We start from the raw sequence: 22,309 nt of genomic DNA, 5'->3' as shown, positions 1-22,309 counted from the left end.
TACAATATGGAGGTCTGATGAGCAAACAATTACAAGAATTACTCAATTTACATCAATTAGAGCGTTTAGAAGTCGGTCTATTTCGTGGTGAATGTGAACATTTAGGCTTACCGCAAGTTTATGGTGGGCAAGTAATTGGACAAGCTTTATCTGCCGCTGGTTATACCGTTGAATCAGATAGAACGGTCCACTCCTTTCATAGCTACTTTTTACACCCGGGCGATATCAACCAACCGATTATTTATGATGTGGAAAAACTGCGTGATGGTAAAAGTTTATCCACTCGCCGTGTCAAAGCGATTCAGCATGGCAGACCCATTTTTTATTTAACGGCTTCTTACCAAGGTCAATTTGAAGGATTGGAACATCAAGAGTCGCAAATGCCTGACATCCAAGGGCCAGAAGGCATTCCTTCGGAAACCGAACTCGCACAGTCGATGAAAGAAGCGCTATCGCCCGCGATGCAACGTGCATTTTGCCATGAAAAGCCAATTGAAGTGCGCCCTGTGGTCGTCAATAACCCATTTAAGCCAGATGCCCTACCGGCTAAACAATATTTATGGATTAAAGCCAATGGGGCGCTACCTGATGATCCAATCTTGCATCAATACTTACTCGGTTATGCTTCCGATTGGGGGTTCTTAGTCACCGCGTTATTCCCACACCAAGTTTCACTGTTTACGCCTAAATTCCAAGTCGCGACGATTGATCATTCAATGTGGTTTCACCGCCCATTCAAAATGGATGAGTGGCTGCTTTATGTCATTGATAGCCCAACCAGTAGCAATGGCCGTGGCTTGGTCCGTGGTGAAATTTTTGACCGCCAAGGAAACCTAGTCGCAAGCGCGGTACAAGAAGGTGTGATGCGTTTTACGCAAAAATAAAATTCATGCCCTATTTCGGTATATAACCCCTTCAGCCTCCAATAATGCTGAAGGGTTTATATAGAGGCGATAAATAAATTAAGCCCCATACTCACACTTCGTCTACTCGATTGGTAATGCGGTCGTATATTTAATCGATTCCATGGCAAAGGTTGAGGTGACATTCGAAATCCCTTCCACGCTGTTCACTAGCTTTTTATAAAACCCATCGTATGCTTTCATATCCGAAACCAAGACTTTCATCATGTAATCAAACTCCCCTGCCATACGATAAAACTCCATCACTTCAGGAAATTCACTGACCGTATCAACAAAAGTTTGATACCACTCATTCGAATGGTTATTGGTTTTAATTAAAGCGAACGCCACAAAAGACAGCCCAAGCCCTTCGGGGTTTAATAATGCGACTTTTTTATCGATCACACCTTGTTCTTCTAATCGCTTCAAGCGTTTCCAACATGGTGTAGTCGTTAAGTTGACGGTATCGGCTAATTCTTGCAGTGACACCGTCGCATCTTGTTGCAGCATGTTAAGGAGTGTTTTATCTACCTTATCCAATATCACTTGTTTCATTTCCCCAACCCCGCCAATTAAGAAATAATTTTCTCCAATAAAAGCAATTCACAGCTAATAAAGCAAACCTTTTCTCTTGTATAAGAGGTAAATTATGCTTATTAAAGACCGAATCAAGAATAGGAATAGAAGATGTGTATAGATAGACAATGGATTAACCAAGCCATCAACAAAATTGAAGCCGACTTTCAACGCTCTGCCGATACGCATTTAATTAAATTAGACCTGCCTTATTTAAGCGGTATTGATATCTACCTTAAAGATGAGAGCACACACCCAACCGGCTCGTTAAAGCACCGTTTGGCACGCTCGTTGTTTTTGTACGCGTTATCGAACGGCTGGATTGGCCCTGAAACCACGGTGATTGAATCCTCTTCAGGTAGCACCGCGGTATCTGAAGCATACTTTGCTCGCTTACTAGGCTTACGCTTTATTGCGGTCATGCCAAAATCCACTGCAACTAAAAAGATTGAGCAAATCCAATTCTATGGTGGTGAAGCGCACTTAGTGGAACGTTCCGATCAAATCTATGCCGAATCTCGTCGATTAGCAGAAGAATTGAATGGCCATTACATGGATCAATTCACTTACGCTGAACGCGCAACAGATTGGCGTGGTAATAACAACATTGCCGACAGTATCTTTAATCAAATGAGCCGTGAACCTCACCCTATCCCCTCTTGGATTGTGATGAGCGCTGGCACCGGTGGCACTTCTGCAACCATTGGTCGTTTCTTGCGTTATAAAATGTGCTCAACCCAGTTATGCGTGGTTGACCCAGAAAACTCTGTTTTCCATGATTTTTATAAACACGGTGATGCCAATATCACGATTGACTCCGGCAGTAAAATTGAAGGCATTGGCCGCCCTCGCGTTGAGCCGAGCTTTATTCCTGGTGTTATCGATGAAATGCGCACCATTCCCGATGCCGCCAGCGTCGCGACCATTCAGTGGTTAGAAACCATTCTTGGTCGTAAAGTTGGGCCATCAACCGGAACCAATTTATATGGCGCTTTAAATATTGCCCATGAAATGATCCAACGTGGTGAAACGGGATCTATCGTCACGTTAATCTGCGATAGCGGAGAACGTTATTTAGATTGTCATTATAATCCCGATTGGATCGCGAAAAACATTCCTGAAAAAACGTCGCCTTATTTTGAACAATTAAAACACATCACCCAGATTGCTTATTCGAAATAACGTCATTTCGTCTATATGTTTCTGATAACAACTTAGCCACTTTTCAACTTTAAAATGAATAAAAAAGTGGCTAATTTAAAAGAATAAACAATATTTTATGGTTTCTGTAGAGTCTTTCTACTCATATTGATTATACTTCTACGGATATTAATGAATGAATATTTAAGCCTAGTAATCTAAGGCAACGAAAATAAGGAATAAAATGAAATCGCTACGTTTATTGGTTCTTGCGCCTCTCGCTCTGCTCTCTTTATCCGCCCATGCAGCGGGAAACCACTACTTTTATGCTGGCGCAGGTAATGTAAGCTTTGATATTAAAGGCGCAGAAGATAATAAAATTTACGATAACCCTAGCTTTCAAATCGGGGGCGGGCAATACCTTTCTGAGCACTTTGCATTAGAAGGCTTCTATCGTTATTCCAACAACGAAGATATTCATTCAAAATACCAAATCGATGCTCACCAATTAGGCCTATCGATCATTGCCACTACTGGCCCACTTGGTAATACACCACTGGAACTTTTTGCTCGCGGCACCGGTGCTTACACCATCGTTAAAAGTAAAGATACTTCTGATGGTGATCGTAAATCGATCGGTGATGACTCAGCCGCGGCTTTTAATATTGGTGGGGGTATTCAATGGAATATGAACGCTGATTATTGGATGCGCGCAGAATATATTTATAATGTAGCGATGTCTGATGTAGATCTGGATATCGATAAATTCGATGCTCCTGATTACGATGGCTTCCAACTGTCTATCGGTATGCGTTTCTAATATCGATACTGAAATAAGCCATTATCGGTAATACTATCTATCAGTAATAACTATCTATCGACAATCGTTAAAAAGCCTGACCAGAAGTGACTCTGCTCAGGCTTTTATTTTATACGATACTCATTTCAAAACACTCTAAGATACTGACTTCCGACCCATTAGCCATGACCCGCTCTCGTGGTCACATCTCGCTCCATTTCTTTTTCAAGCAAGGCTTCAATATGACCTGGCGAGTGTGTTTTCAATGAGATCAAACGATACATCTGAGGGATAACGAACAAGGTCACTAAGGTGGCAAAGCTCATCCCAAACAGCACCACCGTACCTACTGCCACTCGACTTTCATAGCCCGCACCGGTTGATAACATTAACGGTAATGAACCGGCAATCGTTGTAAAGGCTGTCATTAAAATCGGGCGAAGACGGCGCGCTGCCGCATCGATGATCGCTTTTTCAAATTCAATACCACGGTCACGCAACTGATTGGCAAATTCAACGATCAAGATGCCATTTTTCGTCACCATACCAATCAACAGAATCATCCCAATTTGGCTATAAATATTAAGACCTTGCCCCATTAAATACAGACCAATAAAACCACCTAGTACCCCCATTGGCACAGTAAACATCACCACTAACGGGTTAATAAAACTTTCAAACTGTGCCGCCAGAACAAGGTAGGCCACCAATAATGCGAGAGCGAAAATAATCATCACGCTTGATTGATTTTCTTTGAAGTCTTTCGATTCACCGCTATACGAAATGCTAATATCGCTCGGCAAGTTATCAATTGCTTGCTGGTCGAGATAATCTAACGCTTGGCCTAAAGTATAATTGGCCGTTAGGTTTGCACTTAGGGTTATCGATTTCTGCTTATTGGTATGAGATAAACGGTTTGCAGATGCTATTTCTTCAATTTTGGTTACGGTATCGAGCGTGATGAGTTCTCCGCCATCAGTACGCAGATAAATCTTGCTAAGATCAGCGGCATTATTGAAGCTATTTTCATCACCTCGTAAGTAAACATCGTACTCTTCACCACGCTCTAAATAAGTGGTCTCGGTACTGCCGCCTAGCATCACTTCAAGCGTATCGGCAATTTCACTCACACTAATGCCTAAATCGGCGGCACGTTGTTTATCCACAGTGACGACAAGCTCTGGCGTTTTTTCAGAGTAATCTAAATCGCCACCAGTAATGACGCCATCCTCTTCACCTTTATGTTGTAAAAACTCCGCCCATTTCTGTAATCCTTGATAATTTGAACCACCAAGCACAAATTGTACGGGATTATCCGAGCCGCCGCGGAAACCTGGCAACATCGCGCGAACTCGAACATCGGGGATCCCTGATAACGTTTTATTGATCATGCCAAGTGCTTGTTGAGCGGTAACGGTTCTGTGGTCCCAATCTTCGAGAACCATAATCACAAAGCCCGTTTCATCTCCAGCACGTCCGCCAAACGCTGGCGCATCGACACTGAACGATTTCAAAACCCCTTTACCTAATAATGGAATCAATCGATTTTCGACCTCATCCATATTGGCACTCATGCGGTTAAAACTGGTGGCATCCGCGCCTTTCACAAACGCAAACAACACACCTTTGTCTTCCTGCGGCGCTAATTGGTTAGGGATTTGAGTCATCAACCACCCGCTCGCCACAATACAAGCAACAATGCAGATAGGCGCAGACCAACGCCAACGAATCGCACGGACCAATCCATTACGATAAGCCCCTTCAATTCGGGTAAACAATTGGTCAATACATCGATTAAAACGATTAGGCTGAACATTAGCTTTAAGCAATTTGCTGCCTAAAACAGGGGTTAATGTTAGGGCTATCAAAGAAGAGAAGAGCACTGACATCGCCAATAACACGGAAAATTCGGTAAATAATAGCCCGACCATACCGTCCATGAAGGAGATCGGTAGGAACACCATCACCAACACAAGTGTCGTGGCCATTACGGCAAAACCCACTTCTCTCGTGCCTTTGTAGGCGGCAAGTAATGGCGGCTCGCCCCGTTCAAGATGATGGAAAATATTTTCCACCACCACAATGGCATCATCCACCACTAAGCCAATCGCAAGGATCAGCGCCAACAAGGTAATGAGATTGACTGAAAAACCAAAATAATACGCCGCCATAAATGCGGAAATAAGTGATACCGGAACTGTGACAGCAGGAATTAATGTCGCGCGCATTTGACCTAGAAATATGTACAACACCAAAACCACTAAGCCGCCTGTGATAAATAAAGTGTTATAGACTTCACTGATTGATTGCTCGATAAAAATGGTGGCGTCATATTCAATTTTTAGAGATGTGCCGTCGGGTAAAAACTTTTGCACATTATCGACTTCTTTACGTACTCTTTGAGCAACCTCCAGAGGATTAGCATCCGTTTGGGTAATGATGCCCATGCTGACCCCAACTTCACCGTCGCTCTTGTACATCGAGCTTTCGTTTTTCGCCCCGAGATAAATGGTCGCCACATCTTGTAAGTAAATTGGATGCCCATCGCGGCTTTTATCCACGACTAAGTATTTAAAATCCTCTTCTGTTAAGTAATTTCGAGTCGTACGAACCGTCATCGACGTAGTGTCATTACGCACTTCACCACTCGGGTTTTCAACATTCTCACGATTCAATGCATCGCTAATATCACGAGTCGTGACGCCTAACCCTGCCATAGCGGTTGGATCAAGTTTCACGTACATGACTTTATCTAACCCACCACTGATATCGATTGAACTCACACCAGAAATCAAACTAAAACGGTCAATCAGAACTCGGTTAATGTAATCTGTTAGCTGAGTTCGATCCATTTTGGTCGAAGTGAGGTTGATATGAACCGCAGCATCACCGGAACCATTATCTTTTGATACGATAGGATCATTGGCATCATCCGGGAGTGAACGCTGCGCACGAGCAATCGCATCGCGAACATCACTGACCCCAGTCGTTAAGTCATAGCCTAAGTCGAACGTAATGGTGATTCGTGAACTGCCATTACGAGACACCGACTGTATGTCATCGATTCCACTAATCCCTGAAAGCTGATCTTCTAAGACTGTGGTAATCTGGCTTTCCATGATACTCGCCGAAGCGCCATCATAGCTTGTCGATACCGTGACGACTGGATTTGAAATATCCGGCATTTCTCGTACCGCAAGTTTAGTAAAAGAGACATAACCAAACACGCACAGTAATAGGCTCAATACGATAGCCACTGTCGGCCGTTTTACCGACACATCAGATAACCACATTATTTGTCTCCTAGGTTATCTTGTGAAGGCAACGTAAGTTGATCTTTTTCAATAACGTGAACGTTTAAACCATCCCGCATATTGACGAGCCCTTTCGTCACGATTTGCTTGCCAATTTCCAGACCGGATTCGACTACAATCTTATCTTCGATACGAGTGCCCAAAGTAATTTCGGTACGGGTAACAACACCATTATCAATAACGTATACATAGCGCTTGGTGCCCGAATACTCTAAGGCTTGAACGGGAATGAGAGGCTTATGAATTTTAGGAAAGGTCAAGGTTGCCGACATCAGCATCCCCGGCTTCAATTTATGATCAGGGTTAGGAATATCGACACGCACGGGTACGCTCAATGTCGCGCTATTGACTCGGGTATTAATATGAGTGACTTTGCCTAAGAAGGTTTGTCCATTCCAAGCTCGGCTTTCGGTGCTCACTTCCATACCTAATGAAATCTCAGATAAGTATTTTTCCGGCACCTGCAAATCTAAGCGCATTCTTTCCAAATTATCTAACGTAAATAATTCTTCACTGGCTGCGACAGTTTTGCCTTTACTGAAATCAATAAAACCAACCGTACCAGAAAATGGCGCATGGATATTAAGGTAAGACAGTTCAGCTAACGCAACATCCATACGTGCTTTAGCAATATCGACACTGGCTCGTTGCGCATCAAGCTCAGTCTGTGTAATCGCATTCTTCTTCACCAAACTGGCAAATTCTCTTTCTTTGCGCTTCTCATCGTTGTAATAAGCTCTGGCTTCACTCAACGCTGCACGGGCCTTTTTTATATCTAACACCAATAATGGCTGGCCTTCTTTCACTTCTTGGTTTGACTGCACCAGAATTTTATCAATTTTCCCAGAGACCTCTGGCTTAATCGTCACCGACTCTTGCGAGGATAATTTTGCAACGAGCGTCAACGTTTGTTGAACATCGTGCTCTTCTACAAATTGAGCGCCAACAGGAATGCCTGTTACTTTGTCATTGGCATGAGCGATATAAGGAGTGACGAGAAAGAAAGACAACGCTAAGCCAAGTGAGGAGAATCGTTTTTTATCCATTTTTGAGTCCATTTAAATAACTTCATTTATTCTATCAGCAGAATTAGGAGGGAAGCGTAAAACAATGTAAATATGCTTATTGTTAAAGTAAATAATCCACAACTCACTAAGCCTTATTTTCAGTCAAATCTTACTCAATTTGTTCAATAAAATGCCACTCAGAGCCTTAACCGTTCGAAAACTCAACACTTAATCAATTATTTAAAAAAACTTCTTTACAGCCCAAAAGAGTTTGCTATTATGCGCCCCACACTTGTGGAGGGGTTCCCGAGTGGCCAAAGGGAGCAGACTGTAAATCTGCCGGCTCCGCCTTCGATGGTTCGAATCCGTCCCCCTCCACCATTATTTAACTTATTTGTGTTATTCCTTTTAACATGAGTAAGACGTTCCAGATACGATGTCAGGTCATTCGTATTGCTAAAGAACAAACACAATTTGTGGAGGGGTTCCCGAGTGGCCAAAGGGAGCAGACTGTAAATCTGCCGGCTCCGCCTTCGATGGTTCGAATCCGTCCCCCTCCACCATTATTTAACTTGTTTGTGTTATTCCTTTTAACATGAGCAAGACGTTCTAGATACGATGTCAGGTCATTCGTATTGTTAAAGAACAAACACAATTTGTGGAGGGGTTCCCGAGTGGCCAAAGGGAGCAGACTGTAAATCTGCCGGCTCCGCCTTCGATGGTTCGAATCCGTCCCCCTCCACCATTATTCAACTTGTTTGTGTTATTCCTTTTAACATGAATAAGACGTTCTAGATATGATGTCAGGTCATTCGTATTGCTAAAGAACAAACACAATTTGTGGAGGGGTTCCCGAGTGGCCAAAGGGAGCAGACTGTAAATCTGCCGGCTCCGCCTTCGATGGTTCGAATCCGTCCCCCTCCACCATTCTTTCTCTTTTTATGATTAAAAAGACATAAAAAAACCAACTCTCGTAGTTGGTTTTTTTTCGCCTAAAATCTGCTTTACTTCACATTCTATCAATAGAAAAAACAAAAATAGCCAACCATAAAAGACAAAAATACAACAAAATTGTATACAATTTACAGCGGAGTAATTTGCACTACATTGCAACAACACTTGCACCCCAATGATCCACACCACCTTTAATTACAATCACTTACTTCTATTAATTTCTTGTATTTTCTATTAATTCATTTCCTTCTTCTTTTGGCATAAAACTTGCGAGTTAGACCTAGCTTGCAGAAATTAACACCGCCAATTTACAAATTTGATTGTATTCAATATTGTTGCATTAATGTTAAAGCACACCTATACATACATGGATGCAGAAAAATAAAAACAAAAACTGCTAATTCGAAGTTAGGAAGGTAGCCCCATTCTACCTATGAGAATCTAGTGGAATAGACACTAAGGAAATGTCATGAAGCTTTTATACACGCTCAACCAACGCCCACCTGTTGGCACAACATTACTACTGGCCTTACAACATATGTTAGCGTCGATCGGCGGGATCGTTGCGGTACCACTTATTGTCGGCGCCTCTGTTGGTTTACCACCAGACGAAATCGCTGGCCTCATCAACGCTGCCTTATTAGTTGGGGGGATTGCCACGATTATTCAGTGTGTTGGTGTTGGCCCAGTTGGTATCCGATTACCGGTTGTCATGGGTTCAAGTTTTGCCTTTTTAGGTGTCGCTATTTCGATCGGTAAAACCGATGGCATGAGTGGCATCATGGGAGCCGCTTTTGTCGGTTCATTCCTTGTGATTTTCGCTAGTTTCTTTATGGGACACATTAAGAAGCTCTTTCCTGATGTGGTCAGTGGTGTGGTTATCACTTTGATCGGTTTAACCATTCTTCCTGTTGCAATGAGTTGGATTGGTGATGCACCGAAAGGCAGTGCCGATTTTGCGACCTTACCAAAGCTCTTCTTAGCCGTTCTTTCACTCGGCATTGTTATCTTAGTCTCAGTGTATTGCAGAGGTATGATCGCCGCTTCTGCCATTGTGATTGGGCTTGTGGGTGGATACATTGTCGCACTAACGATGGGCATGGTTGACTTAAGCCAAGTGACGGAAGCTGCTTGGGTTGACAGCCCGACCCCACTGAAATATGGCATGACCTTTTCTTGGGGCGCAATTCTCAGTATGAGCTTGGCTTACATCATTGTTGTTGCAGAAGCGACGGGTGATTTCATGGCTCTAGGGGCAAACTGCCAAAAAGAAGTTTCAGGTAAAGATTTGAAACGAGGCGTACTAGGCGATGGCTTAGGCAGTACACTTTCATCAATCATGACAGGCATGCCATTGGCTTCATTCAGCCAAAACGTAGGCATCGTTGGGATTACAGGCGTTGCAAGTCGTTATGTTGTCGCCACAACGGGTGGACTACTTATTCTAGGTGGCCTATTTCCTAAACTGGCCGCGATTGCCGTCACCATTCCAAAACCGGTATTAGGTGGCGTAGGCTTCATTATGTTCGGCATGATTGCTTATGCGGGTATCCGCATGTTGATTAAAGCCGCAGATACGAAACGCAATGCTCTAATTATTTGTGTGAGTTTGGCTTTTGGATTGGCAGTCACCGTTGAACCTCGTTTGATCCAGCATTTACCTCATGCGATGGCGGAGTTTTTCCACTCAGGCATCACTACTGGTACTTTGATTGCCATTATCTTGCATCAAATCCTACCGAAGAATCGTAAAGAAGAAATTGCAGTTAAAAAACAAGAAGTGGTTGAGATGGCAAAGGATGAAGAGTGCCATTCTCCAGCTTTTAAAGTCATGGAATCAAAAGCAACCATTTCAAAAGCGATTGCAACCATTGCCGCCGAACGTGAAGCTGTAAGAAACCAAACCTTACTTGAAGCGCAATCTGAAGACGATAACTTATCAGACCAACAAACGTCTTCACCCGAATCACAATCTCGGCTCACTCCGAGTACCGCGATGAAATAAACGATAAACCTAAGTAACAGACAAAAGTCGGCCCGTTCGGCTTTTGTCTTTTTCTCAACAACCATAACCTAAACAATAAGACCCTCTCCCCTGAAATGGCTGAGATGGCTAAGGAAAATTATGAATGCCTCAAACGCTTAATACTCCACATTCAGCGACTCAAAATCTAACCACCACTTGGATTAAAAACCCTCTTGCCATCTATACTGGCAGCACACAAGATGCACGCGGTGGTATTGTGGTTCAAGGAAATATTATTCTTGAACTCGTGGCTTTAAACACCGAACCTCAACACAAAATTGATCACGTAGTGAATGCCAAAAATCATGTGGTCACTCCTGGTTTAATCAATGCGCATCACCACTTCTACCAAACCTTAACGCGTGCCTATCCTGATGCGCTCGACAAAGAACTGTTTAACTGGCTTAAGACACTCTACCCGGTGTGGGCTGGCCTCGATGAAGAAATGCATGCCCTTTCCACTGAGGTGGCATTGGTAGAAATGATGATGTCAGGCTGTACCACTGCCTCTGATCATCATTATTTAATTCCCGTTGGTTTAGAGCACGCCATTGATATTCAAGTTGAAACCGCCCAAAAACTCGGCGTGCGTGCCATTTTAACCCGCGGCTCAATGAGCTTAGGCGAAGATGATGGCGGCCTTCCTCCTCGTCACACCATTCAAACTGAACAAACCATCATTGATGATAGCGTGAGGCTGATTAACCAATACCACCAGCGAGAAGATGGTGCAATGACGCAAATTGCACTCGCACCTTGCTCACCTTTCTCGGTGACGACTGACTTGATGAAAGAAACCTCGCGGATTGCTCATCAAGAAAACGTCATGATGCACACGCATTTATGTGAAACCATTGATGAAGAAGAATTCTGCCTACAACGCTTTGGTCATCGCCCTGTCGACTATCTGGAAAGTGTTGGCTGGCTGAATGATAAAACTTGGCTGGCACATGGTATTCATTTTAATGATGAGGAAATCAAACGCCTCGGCAGCGCTGGTGTCGGCATTAGCCATTGCCCAACCTCCAACATGATGCTTGCCTCCGGTATTTGTCGTAATAACGAATTAGAAGCGGCTGGTGTGAAAGTCGGCCTTGGTGTGGATGGTTCTGCGTCTAACGATGGCTCCAATATGATTGCAGAAGTGCGTATGGCGATGTACTTACAACGTTTACGTTATGGCTCTGCCAATGTATCTCACCTTGATGCTCTTCGTTGGGCGACCAAAGGCTCAGCGGCAGCCATGGGACGTTCGGATATCGGGACACTTGAGGTCGGCAAACAAGCCGATATTTCAATGTTTACCTTAGATGAGATTCGTTTCTCCGGTTCGCATGATCCATTGGCGGCATTAATTATGTGTGGCGCCCAGCAAGCCGACCGAGTGATGATTAACGGTGAATGGCGCGTGCATGATGGTCATGTCATCGGACTCGACTTAGAATGTTTATTAATTCAACACCGAGCGGCGGCAAAACGGTTAGCCGAAAAAGCAATGAAACTTCGCTAAAACCGTTCACCACAATTGTGCTTTCAGGATAATGAAAGCACAATGCTTACCTTCTGGTAGATTCTTACTTTCCTAACTAGATCTATACGCCTATTGCACTAGATCAATACCTGTAACCAATAGTGGTGTTAGCGTCTCTACAGTATTAATACTTTAGGGGTAAATGGTATGTTCTATATTCACATGCTGCTGTTGTTAGCAGTCATTTTTACAGGGATTCGGTTTGGTGGCATTGCCTTTGGTCTATTAGGCGGTTTAGGCGTTTCCGTTTTAGCTTTCGTTTTTGGCATTGCGCCCGGATCGCCACCGATCAGTGTCATGCTCATCATTCTTGCAGTGGTTGCTGCATCCGCCACTTTAGAAGCGACTGGTGGGCTTAAGTTACTCGTTAAATTTGCAGAAAAGCTGTTACGTAAACACCCGAATCAAATCGTTTTTTTAGGTCCATTTTGTACTTACCTTTTGACCGTTCTTGTTGGTACCGGACACAGTGTTTATCCACTTTTACCTGTTATTTATGATGTCTCAATTAAAAAAGGTATTCGCCCTGAACGCCCAATGGCAATGGCTTCGGTCGCCTCACAAATGGGGATCACCGCGAGTCCAATCGCCGCTGCGGCAGCCGTCGTGATGGCCACCGCAGCAAAAAATGATTTAGATATTTCTTTAGTTCATGTGTTGATGGTAACCATTCCTGCGACCTTCTGTGGCTTAATGGCGGGTTGTACTTGGAGCTTATTCCGCGGTAAAGAACTCGATCAAGATGACGCTTTTATTGAGCGCTGTAAAAACCCAGATTTCAAAGCGGCCCTCATTGATGAAACCGCTGAAGATACCAACAATATTGCCAATGCTAAAAAAGCGAAAACAGGCTTAACCGTGTTCTTAGCCGGTATTGCAGTGGTGGTGTTTGTCGCGATGTTTGGTAAAGATCTTAACCTCTTACCACAAGGGGTTGGTATGTCGGTTGCCATTCAATTCTTAATGTTGGCAGTCGGCGCTATTATTTTGCTGTGCACCAAAGTCGACCCCAAAGACATCGCAAAAAGTAATGTCTTTACTGCAGGCATGTCGGCGGTGATCATCATCTTTGGTATTGCTTGGATGAGTGACACTATTATTGAACATCACAAACCTTACTTAATTGAAATGGTGAGTGATATTGTGAGCGTGCATCCTTGGACCTTTGCGTTTGCGATGTTTGCAACGTCGGTATTCTTAAAAAGCCAAGCTGCGGTGTTGACCATCATGTTTCCACTAGGCTTCTCACTGGGTATTCCACCAGAAGTATTAATCGGTGTTATCCCAGCGTGTTATGCGTATTTCTTCTTCCCATTCTATCCATCGGATCTGGCGGCAATTACCTTTGACCGTTCAGGTACCACATCAATTGGCAAGTATGTGTTGAATCATAGCTTCTTTATCCCGGGTATCATTGGTGTATCAACCGCGACTATCATTGGTTACTTCATTTCTACCACCCTACTCGGCTAATAAAACCCGATAGAGCACACACAAAAACGGCTGATCAATTGATCAGCCGTTTTTATTACTTGCGATAAAAATACTTTATTTAATATTAATGGTTTGACCAATCAATAATGCATTCGGATTTTTAATCTCAGGGTTAAGTTGCAGTAGCTCATCCACTGACATGCCATTTTGTTGAGCAACATGATACAGCGTGTCATTTTCTTTGATCACATAAGTCGAAGATTTATCTTCCATTTGTTGCTTAATTTCATCTTGATCCATGGAAAGTTGATCAACTTTATCAGCCAGTTGTTGGTTCGATTCTTTCTGAGCTTGTAAGTCGGCCTGTAATGAACTGATTTGTTCAGCTTGCTGATTTTGTTGCTCAATCACTTCGTCATTTGACGCACAACCAGACAAAACCGCAGCGGAAGCTAACATCGTTAATGTGATAATTTTCTTATTACTGTTTAACATATTCAAATACCTTTGATTGCTTCGAACCTTTAATTTAGTCAATAACCTTATATTTTCCAAGTGAATTATTGTGAATATTCAAATTAATATTCGTTATCCGAGTTTGCTCGACCATGTTCAGAGTCTAAATCCAGTGCCGGGCCTTTCGGCACCACTTGCGTTGGATTAATCCCTTTATGGCTGAAATAATAGTGTCGTTTAATATGTTCAAAGTTGACCGTCTGTTTGACCCCTGCCACTTGATACAACTCTTTCATGTAACCTTGAATATTCGGATAATCGGCAATGCGTTTTAAGTTGCATTTAAAGTGCCCAACATACACCGCATCAAAACGAATTAACGTGGTAAATAAACGCCAATCGGCTTCTGTGATCTGCTGGCCGACTAAATAACGGCTGTGTGACAAGTGTTGTTCCACTTTATCTAAGGCAGTAAACAAACCATCAAACGCTTCTTCATACGCCTCTTGTGTGGTCGCAAAGCCTGTTTTATAGACCCCATTATTAATCTTGGGATAAACAAACTCATTCCACTCATCAATTTCCGAACGCAATGCTTGTGGGTAGTAATCATCAGTATTGCCGGTTAAGTCATTAAATTCACTATTGAACATACGCAGTATTTCTGATGATTCGTTGCTCACAATAGTCTGCGTTTTTTTATCCCATAGCGCAGGCACCGTCACACGCCCCGAATAAGTTGACTTAGCCTTGGTATATAATTGGTGCAATTTAGTGAAACCAAATAACGGTTCAGGTTGATTGAACTCCCAACCGTTTTCCAACATATCAGGGCTCACGACGGTAACATCAATATGCTCGGCTAAACCTTTTAATTCACGCATGATTAAAGTGCGATGTGCCCAAGGACAGGCTAATGAAACATAAAGATGGTAGCGGCCAGATTCAGGCTGAAATGGCGCATCGGGTTTATTTTCAATCCAATCTCGAAATCCCGCATCTTCGCGAACAAACTTGCCGCCACTCGATTTCGTGTCATACCACACATCATGCCATACACCTTCAACTAACTTTCCCATTATGCCCACCTTTTCTCGTTCATTTTCTTCAGTATAAGAGTGATATAAATCCATCACACCGTAAGCATCTGATGGATTTGTTCAAAAGTTTTGAAGGAGTGACCTGATTTAAGTGACATGGTAAAGTGCCAAAACATTTCTTATTAGGCTCCAGACTTTTATCATGAAAACACCTTGTATTGCCGCTTGTAAAAATAATGCTGGGATTTGCTCAGGCTGTCACCGCACTATGACGGAAATTTTGCAATGGCGTACTATGAACGATGAGGATCATGCTCAAGTAATGGAGACACTCAGTGGTAACCATAGCACCCACACTTGTCCCGAATGTGGCTCGAATGCTTTTTGTGACATTGCAGCAGGAAAGGACAGCTGTTGGTGTTTTGAACTGGAAGAGAGAGAAATAAGCGAGAAGTTTGAAGGATGTTTATGCCGCCGCTGCTTAGAAAAGAAGCCAACGGCATAACCATGATGAACAAGCGAAAATAGTAATCAGCCTAATTTGCTGCGGAAAACAAAATACACCGCACCTAGCAAGCACAAGCCCGCCCATAAATAATCCAGCTTAAGCGGTTCTTTCAAATACATCACTGAAAATGGCACAAATACTGACAAAGTGATCACTTCTTGAAGGATTTTTAACTGACCAACCGACAAGACCGTGTAACCAATACGGTTCGCCGGTACTTGGAACATATATTCAAATAGAGCAATCCCCCAACTCACTAGCGCGGCAATAATCCAAGGTTTGTTACCTAGCTCTTTTAAGTGGGCGTACCAGGCAAACGTCATAAACACATTGCTGCATACCAAAAGGGAGATTGTAATAAAAATAGGCGGCATAACATTCTCAATAAAAGCCAAGATTTAAGGGCGATTAAGATAGCACCGTTTTAAAAACTGGCAATAAAAAAAGCAGCACTTTTCAGTACTGCTTTTATCGGTAGAACAATGTGGTATTACAATTCTTTACCGTTACTTTCGATCACTTTTTGATACCAGTAGAAGCTGTCTTTCTTATAACGCTTCAACTCTTTTTCGTTTTCTTCATCACGGTCAACATAAACGAAGCCATAACGTTTCGCATAACCATTCAACCAGCTAAACAAGTCTTGGAATGACCAAGTACAGTAACCTAAGACTTCACAACCATCATCGATTGCCGCTTCTATCGCTTCAACGTGTTGTTTCAAGAAGTTGATTCGGTAATCATCGTGCACTTTGCCATCTTCGGTCAAAGTATCAAACGCCCCTAAACCGTTTTCACTGATCAAGATAGGCACACCGTAACGCGACGTAATGCGACGTAATGACACTCGTAGGCCATTAGGATCAATCGCCCAGTTCCAATCGGTCATTTTAAGGTAGTCGTTATCCGCGCGTGCATACAGTTTATCGGTTGGGATATCTTTCACTTCAGAGACCACAGACACCTGCGCAGCATTACCAGCCTGAACATTATCTTGCTTTTGTTGTGGGTCAATAAAAGTAGCTGATTGATAATAATTGAGCCCCATGAAGTCACACACACCGGCTTTCAGTAACGCTTTATCACCCGGTTGGAAATCAACATGAATACCCAGGTTTTCCAACAGTTTCAAACCAATGCGAGGGTATTCGCCTTTAGCGTACACATCCATCCATAAGAAATTTTCAACTTCTTGCGCATTTTCCATCGCAATCACATCTTCTGGTTTCTCACTTTTGGCATAAGTCGGACCATAAGCAAAGCTCGGGCCGACTTGGCCTTCAATGCCCATATCACGGAACAACTTAATCGCGCTGGCGTTTGCAAGGCTGGCAATGTGGTTTGCGTTAATAAAGCGTTGGTAGTCCGAGACTTTCGGCGGATGCAATTTTTGCACATAGCCTAAGCCTGTGAAAATATTCTGCTCATTTAGCGTAACCCAATATTTCACTTTGTTGCCGTATTCTTTATAAAGCAATTCACAAAATGCAGTGAAGTCTTTAATGATTTCGCGGCTTTCCCAGCCTGCATATTCATCTTGCAATGCTTGAGGCAAATCCCAGTGATATACCGTTAAAATTGGCTCGACACCGGCTTCGATCAACTTATCGATAACCTTATGATAGAACTCGACACCTTTTGGGTTCACTGTGCGGCCATCGGCCATCACGCGAGGCCATGAAACGGAGAAACGATACGCGTTTAAGCCCATCTCTTTCATCAGTTCGATGTCTTCCTCAAACTTATGGTAGAAATCAATCGCTACTTCACCCGTGGTATTTTTAAACGTATTGCCTGGAATGCGTGAGTAGGTATCCCAAATCGATGGGCCTTTACCGTCTAAGCTTGCGCCACCTTCAATTTGATACGCTGCAGATGCACTACCCCATAAAAAGTTATCTTGAAATGCCATACCTATCCTTAAATTGATTCTTCTATTCGTTGATTACACGTTAACGTAAACGGCGAAATTTAACCGAATTTAACGTACAAAAACGCCGTAAAACCACAAGGGAATTTAGGTTTCGTTCTATAAATCACATTGATGATTTCTTCATGAAACTGGCGTGATTTATTTCATAGCGATGAAAATTTTACAGATAAAAAAACCGCCCAATCAAGGCGGTTGAGTGAAAAATAGAAAAGGAAAAACAGTGGGATTATACGTCCGAAACTGACTCTCGACTGACCAAGCGACCAGACAGTAATGGGCTGGTTTTCATTGGTTTAATTGAGCGTTCTAGTAAGGCTTGTAAATTAGTAATACAAGTGTCAGCCAATTGCTCACTAGAGTGACTGATGCAAGTCAGTGTCGGGTTAAGCTGTTGTGCCAGTGGCGAATCTTCTAATGCGATCACTGAAACATCTTTCGGCACTTGGATATTAAACTCACGCATAATGCGCATCGCTTCAGCGGCGTAACTGTCTCGTTTTACCACGATGGCCGTATATTGCGTAAAGCTATTAATCAGCCCGAGTAGAGCTTGTTCAAGTTGATGTTTCGCTTCCAAAATCAAACGGCGATCATACGGCAATGACGAATTCTGTAATGCATTTTTATAACCGCTTAATAAATCCTGGCAACTTCCCTGCTCTAAATCATCAACCAATAATGCAATTTTTCGATGCCCTTTCCCGAGTAAGTAACGACAAGCACTTTCGGCGGCAAATTGATAATCAAACCCGACCGATGCATGAGCATCACTCATCACACCATCCATATGCAATACACGCTCAAAAGCAGCGGTATTGATCGTACCATTAATCAAAATGACGGCTTCACATTGACTATGCAATTCCATCAGCGCGTTTTGTTGCTCATGAGCACTTTCAGCAAATTGCACTAGCATCAATTTATTCATTGATTTTAGCTTACGCGAGATTAGCGGTAGGTAACTATTAAGGCTTGCAGCGTCGGCTGTATTTAATACCACACCGACATAATTGGTAGATTGGGTCGCAAGATTTTGTGCAGCAATATTTGGGCTATAGTTGAGTTCTTCGGCGGCCTTTAACACAGCAAGACGACTATCTTCACGTACTCCTCGACTACCGCTTAACACTCGAGAAACGGTGGCTTTTGATACATTGGCTAATCGTGATACGTCTGTGATAGTGGCCATGAATTTATTGTCTCACTCATACTGCTTTTAATTGAATGATTATAACCTTTTTCAAGTTTTTGTTTCTATATCTCATTGAATTTTGCAAGATACCGCAACAAAAACTTTAAATTTTGGATAGAACGTCAATGGTTTGATTTGTTTCAATAAATCGCCCATCTGGCATAGGGACCATATGGGCGATTTAGCTTATATCTCTGCGACTTTTTTGTGCAGTGCAATCAACTCGGCCATCATTTCTTTCGCCAACATGCTGGTCATAAGGTGGTCTTGCGCATGTACCATGATCAATGTCATTTTCGTTTTGCCTTCACCTTCATCCGCTTCGATAAGTTTCGTTTGAACAAGGTGAGCTTGGTTAGCAAATTCTTGAGATTCTTTCATCAAGGCTTCGGCTTTATCAAACTCACCTGCTTTTGCGGCATATAAGGCTTCAAAAGCAAGGCTCTTAGATTGGCCAGCGTTGATGATGATACCCATAACTTGTTCTTCTAAATCCATATCCATTTTCGTGTCCTATTTTTAATTTGTTATTAATCTTTGTTATTTCAAAAGTTGTGCCGATTTAAACTTGCGATTTTAAAAGCCATTATTTTTTGAAACTTGAGCAAACCATTCACCGCTGAGCTTTTTCGTGCGTGTCTGGGTTTTCAAATCAAGGCTATAGAAACCATAACGATTTTTATAAGCATTACACCAAGACCAGTTATCGATGAAAGTCCATAAGTGATATCCGCGGCAATCTGCGCCTTCTTGAATCGCTTTATGTAACCAACTTAAGTGATCTTGGATGAACTCAATGCGATACGTATCTTGGATTTGACCGTCTTTTAAGAACTTGTCTTCGCCTTCAACGCCCATGCCATTTTCAGAGATGAAACATGGAATGTTGCCGTAGTTATCACGCAAGTTGATCATGATGTCATAAATGCCTTTTTCGTAAATTTCCCAACCACGATGTGGGTTCATTTTACGACCTGGCATTTCATAATTTTCAAATAACCATTCCGGCATAAATGGCGAGTTTTGATCCACTGCCGTTAAGCGAGCTTTCACACGACGAGGTTGATAATAGTTCACGCCCAGTAAATCCACTTTCCCTGCGGCGATGATGTCACTATCGCCCACTTGGCAGTCCGGCATTTGATCGTACTGCTTTAAAATTTCAATCAAACCTTGAGGAAATTCCCCCTTGGCGGCTGGATCTAAGAAACTGCGGTTAAACAGTAAATCGGCACACTCAGCGGCTCGTAAATCAGCTGGATTTTGCGAACGTGGATAAGAAGGCGTTAAGTTTAAAATAATGCCAATTTGTCCGTCTTGCTGTTGTGCACGGTATGCCATTACCGCTTTTGAATGCGCCAAAATGGTGTGATATCCCACGGTTACTGCGCGACGGAAATCCACCACATTCGGGTAATGGAAATCATAAAGATAACCGCCTTCCACTGGCACGATTGGCTCGTTAAAGGTAAACCAGTGTTTCACTCGGTCACCGAATAATTTAAAACAGGTCGCGGAAAATTCAGCGTAAGCGTCGACCACTTCACGATTTTCCCACCCCCCAATCTCTTGCATTGCCACAGGCATATCAAAATGAAATAAGTTGATGAAAGGCTGAATACCTTGTGCCACCATCTCATCAATCACATTGTTATAAAACTCAACCGCTTTCGGGTTAACTTCACCATGTCCCGTTGGAATTAAACGTGACCATGAGATAGAAGTGCGGAATGAGTTGTGGCCAATGTCTTTCATCAGCGCAATGTCTGAACGGTAGTGTTTATAAAATGTTGACGCCTCCGTTGCACTCACACCATTGAAAAAACGGTTTGGCTCATTCTTGTACCAAAGGTCCCAAATGTTTTCGCCTTTACCGTCTTCAAACGCAGCCCCTTCGGTTTGAGGCGCCGATGAAGCACTGCCCCACCAAAAATTGTCTGGAAATTGATATTGCATTTTTGCTGACCTTCTCTTGATGATGGTGATGAATGTCTCACCACCATCAATAACTATCGATGACGCAACGTGTATTACGCAGTTACTGTTTGACCTTGAGCTTCGGCTTCTTCTTTCGCAGCTTGCTCTTCTTGCTCAAGCAGTTGCTTTTCGTAAGCTTTTAAGAAAGGTAAGTAAACCACTACCGAAATCGCCATACAGATGAAGCACATGATGACAGGACTAAAGGCCCAGTTTGCCGCCCATGATGCGCCGATTGGTGCAGGTGTTGTCCATGGTGTAACCGATACAACGTGTGCCACTAAATCCCATTTCAGACCAAAGTAAGCCACCACCGCATTAATCATTGGTACGAATACGAATGGAATAAACATGACTGGGTTCATAATAATTGGCGTACCGAACAATAGTGGCTCATTGATGTTAAACAATGCTGGAACACTACTTAGTTTACCGACGGTACGAAGGTGAACCGCACGACTGCGCGCTAACATGAATGCAAGAGGTAACGTTGAACCGACACCACCGATTAATAGGTAATGGTCCCAAAAACCTTGTAGAAAGATAACTGGTGGCTCAATGCCATTGGCTAAAGCGGTTTGGTTTACTGCTAGATTCGCTAACCAGAATGGGTTCATGATGCCTGTAACAATCAATGCACCGTGGATACCAGCAAACCATAGAATTTGACAAACAAACACCGCGATCAAAATCGCTGGTAGAGAATCAGAAGCCGATACTAATGGCTCAAGCAGTGACATAATTGCTTGTGGAATAATCATGCCGGTTTCAGATTCAATCAGTAAGTTCAGTGGGTGCAGTGTTATAATGATCACAAGAACTGGAATTAAAATCTCAAATGAACGAGATACACCGGCTGGCACTTCTGGTGGTAGCTTGATCGTGACATTTTTACGCTTTAAGAACGCATACACTTCGGTTGAGTAGATAGCAGTAATTAAAGCGGTAAAGATGCCAGGGCCACCAAAGTAAGTCATCACTAATTTGCCTTCTTCGATAGGAGCGGCAACCAATAAGAATGACATCAATGCAAGTAAGCCTGTTGCAAGTGGGTCTAAGTCATAATGGCGAGCCAAACTTGCCGCCACCCCAGTTGAAATGAAGAAGGTCATTATCCCCATACTGAGGTTAAAAGGTAAAATCAGCTGTTCACGGTATTCATTCGAAAAGTCTAACCAAGCACGCGCAAAACCCCACGTCGTATCTGGTGAAAATGGAGGGAAAATAAACACCAACATGAACGAACCAACGATCATAAATGGTAAGGCTGAAATAAAGCCATCACGGATGGAAGTAACGTATTTCTGATTTCCTATGCGTCCTGCGATTGGCGTCACTTTTTGTTCAATAAAGTTCGTCAATAAATCATTAATTGAGCTCATACATGCGTCCTAAATTTGTCTGAGATAAATACGTGCAAAAAAAGTAAATACAGATTGCAAGCGAAGTGGTCATGACGAGTGGCACACTATGGTAAAGTTTTGTGTGCCACTGATTAATTTTGGTTGTTATGATTCATC

The 22,309-nt window shown here is 42.9% G+C and carries 18 protein-coding genes and 4 tRNA genes; 11 read left to right on the top strand and 11 right to left on the bottom strand.

The window, feature by feature from the left end; translation table 11 throughout:
* Positions 1–17 precede the first annotated feature (17 nt).
* On the top strand, positions 18–884 hold the full coding sequence (gene tesB / locus VRUMOI_RS05230) for an acyl-CoA thioesterase II (protein ID WP_089138588.1): 867 nt from the start codon (positions 18–20) through the stop codon (positions 882–884).
* Positions 885–986: 102 nt separating this feature from the next.
* Here the strand turns inward: tesB and VRUMOI_RS05225 are convergent, their stop codons facing one another.
* Entirely contained in the window at positions 987–1,457 is a 471-nt protein-coding gene (locus VRUMOI_RS05225) for an Lrp/AsnC family transcriptional regulator (RefSeq protein WP_089138587.1), read from the bottom strand.
* 132 nt (positions 1,458–1,589) lie between these two features.
* Between VRUMOI_RS05225 and VRUMOI_RS05220 the strand changes: the two genes are divergently transcribed.
* A complete protein-coding gene (locus VRUMOI_RS05220; RefSeq protein ID WP_089138586.1) occupies positions 1,590–2,660 on the top strand; it encodes a PLP-dependent cysteine synthase family protein in 1,071 nt (356 codons plus the stop codon).
* Between the two features lie 202 nt (positions 2,661–2,862).
* On the top strand, positions 2,863–3,438 hold the full coding sequence (locus VRUMOI_RS05215; RefSeq protein ID WP_089138585.1) for an outer membrane beta-barrel protein: 576 nt from the start codon (positions 2,863–2,865) through the stop codon (positions 3,436–3,438).
* Between the two features lie 158 nt (positions 3,439–3,596).
* On the opposite strand, the gene VRUMOI_RS05210 is transcribed toward VRUMOI_RS05215, so the two are convergent.
* Positions 3,597–6,710 (bottom strand): multidrug efflux RND transporter permease subunit, encoded by a 3,114-nt coding sequence (locus tag VRUMOI_RS05210; RefSeq protein WP_089138584.1) that lies wholly within the window; start codon positions 6,708–6,710, stop codon positions 3,597–3,599.
* On the bottom strand, positions 6,710–7,777 hold the full coding sequence (locus tag VRUMOI_RS05205) for an efflux RND transporter periplasmic adaptor subunit (RefSeq protein ID WP_089138583.1): 1,068 nt from the start codon (positions 7,775–7,777) through the stop codon (positions 6,710–6,712). The genes VRUMOI_RS05210 and VRUMOI_RS05205 overlap by 1 nt, the downstream gene beginning before the upstream one ends.
* A 257-nt stretch (positions 7,778–8,034) precedes the next feature.
* Here VRUMOI_RS05205 and VRUMOI_RS05200 point away from each other — a divergent pair.
* The 7 genes from VRUMOI_RS05200 (at position 8,035) to VRUMOI_RS05170 (ending at position 13,722) form a co-directional block, all read left to right on the top strand.
* A tRNA-Tyr gene (locus VRUMOI_RS05200) sits at positions 8,035–8,119 on the top strand.
* Positions 8,120–8,216: 97 nt separating this feature from the next.
* Positions 8,217–8,301, top strand: a tRNA-Tyr gene (locus tag VRUMOI_RS05195).
* 97 nt (positions 8,302–8,398) lie between these two features.
* Positions 8,399–8,483: transfer RNA gene (locus VRUMOI_RS05190), tRNA-Tyr, on the top strand.
* 97 nt (positions 8,484–8,580) lie between these two features.
* Positions 8,581–8,665: transfer RNA gene (locus tag VRUMOI_RS05185), tRNA-Tyr, on the top strand.
* A gap of 496 nt (positions 8,666–9,161) precedes the next feature.
* Entirely contained in the window at positions 9,162–10,697 is a 1,536-nt protein-coding gene (locus tag VRUMOI_RS05180; RefSeq protein ID WP_089138582.1) for a nucleobase:cation symporter-2 family protein, read from the top strand.
* Positions 10,698–10,821: 124 nt separating this feature from the next.
* Positions 10,822–12,228: an 8-oxoguanine deaminase gene (locus VRUMOI_RS05175; RefSeq protein ID WP_089138581.1), complete on the top strand. Its 1,407-nt coding sequence runs from the start codon at positions 10,822–10,824 to the stop codon at positions 12,226–12,228.
* Between the two features lie 168 nt (positions 12,229–12,396).
* On the top strand, positions 12,397–13,722 hold the full coding sequence (locus tag VRUMOI_RS05170; RefSeq protein ID WP_089138580.1) for an anaerobic C4-dicarboxylate transporter: 1,326 nt from the start codon (positions 12,397–12,399) through the stop codon (positions 13,720–13,722).
* A gap of 75 nt (positions 13,723–13,797) precedes the next feature.
* On the opposite strand, the gene VRUMOI_RS05165 is transcribed toward VRUMOI_RS05170, so the two are convergent.
* Both VRUMOI_RS05165 and VRUMOI_RS05160 read right to left on the bottom strand, forming a co-directional pair.
* On the bottom strand, positions 13,798–14,178 hold the full coding sequence (locus tag VRUMOI_RS05165; protein ID WP_089138579.1) for a LysM peptidoglycan-binding domain-containing protein: 381 nt from the start codon (positions 14,176–14,178) through the stop codon (positions 13,798–13,800).
* 83 nt (positions 14,179–14,261) lie between these two features.
* Positions 14,262–15,218 (bottom strand): glutathione S-transferase family protein, encoded by a 957-nt coding sequence (locus VRUMOI_RS05160; protein ID WP_089138578.1) that lies wholly within the window; start codon positions 15,216–15,218, stop codon positions 14,262–14,264.
* Positions 15,219–15,381: 163 nt separating this feature from the next.
* Between VRUMOI_RS05160 and VRUMOI_RS05155 the strand changes: the two genes are divergently transcribed.
* On the top strand, positions 15,382–15,684 hold the full coding sequence (locus tag VRUMOI_RS05155; protein WP_089138577.1) for a cysteine-rich CWC family protein: 303 nt from the start codon (positions 15,382–15,384) through the stop codon (positions 15,682–15,684).
* Between the two features lie 26 nt (positions 15,685–15,710).
* Here VRUMOI_RS05155 and VRUMOI_RS05150 read toward each other — a convergent pair whose 3' ends face one another.
* From VRUMOI_RS05150 to VRUMOI_RS05125, 6 genes are all read right to left on the bottom strand, one after another.
* Entirely contained in the window at positions 15,711–16,061 is a 351-nt protein-coding gene (locus VRUMOI_RS05150) for a DMT family protein (RefSeq protein ID WP_089138576.1), read from the bottom strand.
* A gap of 116 nt (positions 16,062–16,177) precedes the next feature.
* A complete protein-coding gene (locus tag VRUMOI_RS05145; protein WP_089138575.1) occupies positions 16,178–17,599 on the bottom strand; it encodes a glycoside hydrolase family 1 protein in 1,422 nt (473 codons plus the stop codon).
* Positions 17,600–17,846: 247 nt separating this feature from the next.
* A complete protein-coding gene (locus tag VRUMOI_RS05140) occupies positions 17,847–18,809 on the bottom strand; it encodes a LacI family DNA-binding transcriptional regulator (RefSeq protein WP_089138574.1) in 963 nt (320 codons plus the stop codon).
* Between the two features lie 189 nt (positions 18,810–18,998).
* Positions 18,999–19,310, bottom strand: a complete 312-nt coding sequence (locus VRUMOI_RS05135) for a PTS lactose/cellobiose transporter subunit IIA (RefSeq protein WP_089138756.1) — start codon at positions 19,308–19,310, stop codon at positions 18,999–19,001.
* A 78-nt stretch (positions 19,311–19,388) separates the two neighbouring features.
* Positions 19,389–20,768: a glycoside hydrolase family 1 protein gene (locus VRUMOI_RS05130; protein ID WP_089138573.1), complete on the bottom strand. Its 1,380-nt coding sequence runs from the start codon at positions 20,766–20,768 to the stop codon at positions 19,389–19,391.
* Positions 20,769–20,842: 74 nt separating this feature from the next.
* The gene (locus VRUMOI_RS05125) at positions 20,843–22,171 is read right to left on the bottom strand and encodes a PTS sugar transporter subunit IIC (RefSeq protein ID WP_089138572.1); all 1,329 of its coding nucleotides are present in this window, start codon (positions 22,169–22,171) and stop codon (positions 20,843–20,845) included.
* Positions 22,172–22,309 lie beyond the last annotated feature (138 nt).

Origin of the sequence: Vibrio rumoiensis, assembly GCF_002218045.2 — a bacterium.
GTDB classification, from domain to species: Bacteria; Pseudomonadota; Gammaproteobacteria; order Enterobacterales; family Vibrionaceae; genus Vibrio; species Vibrio rumoiensis.
The sequence above is the reverse complement of the archived record's forward strand: the minus strand, read 5'-3'. Positions and strand labels throughout refer to the sequence as shown.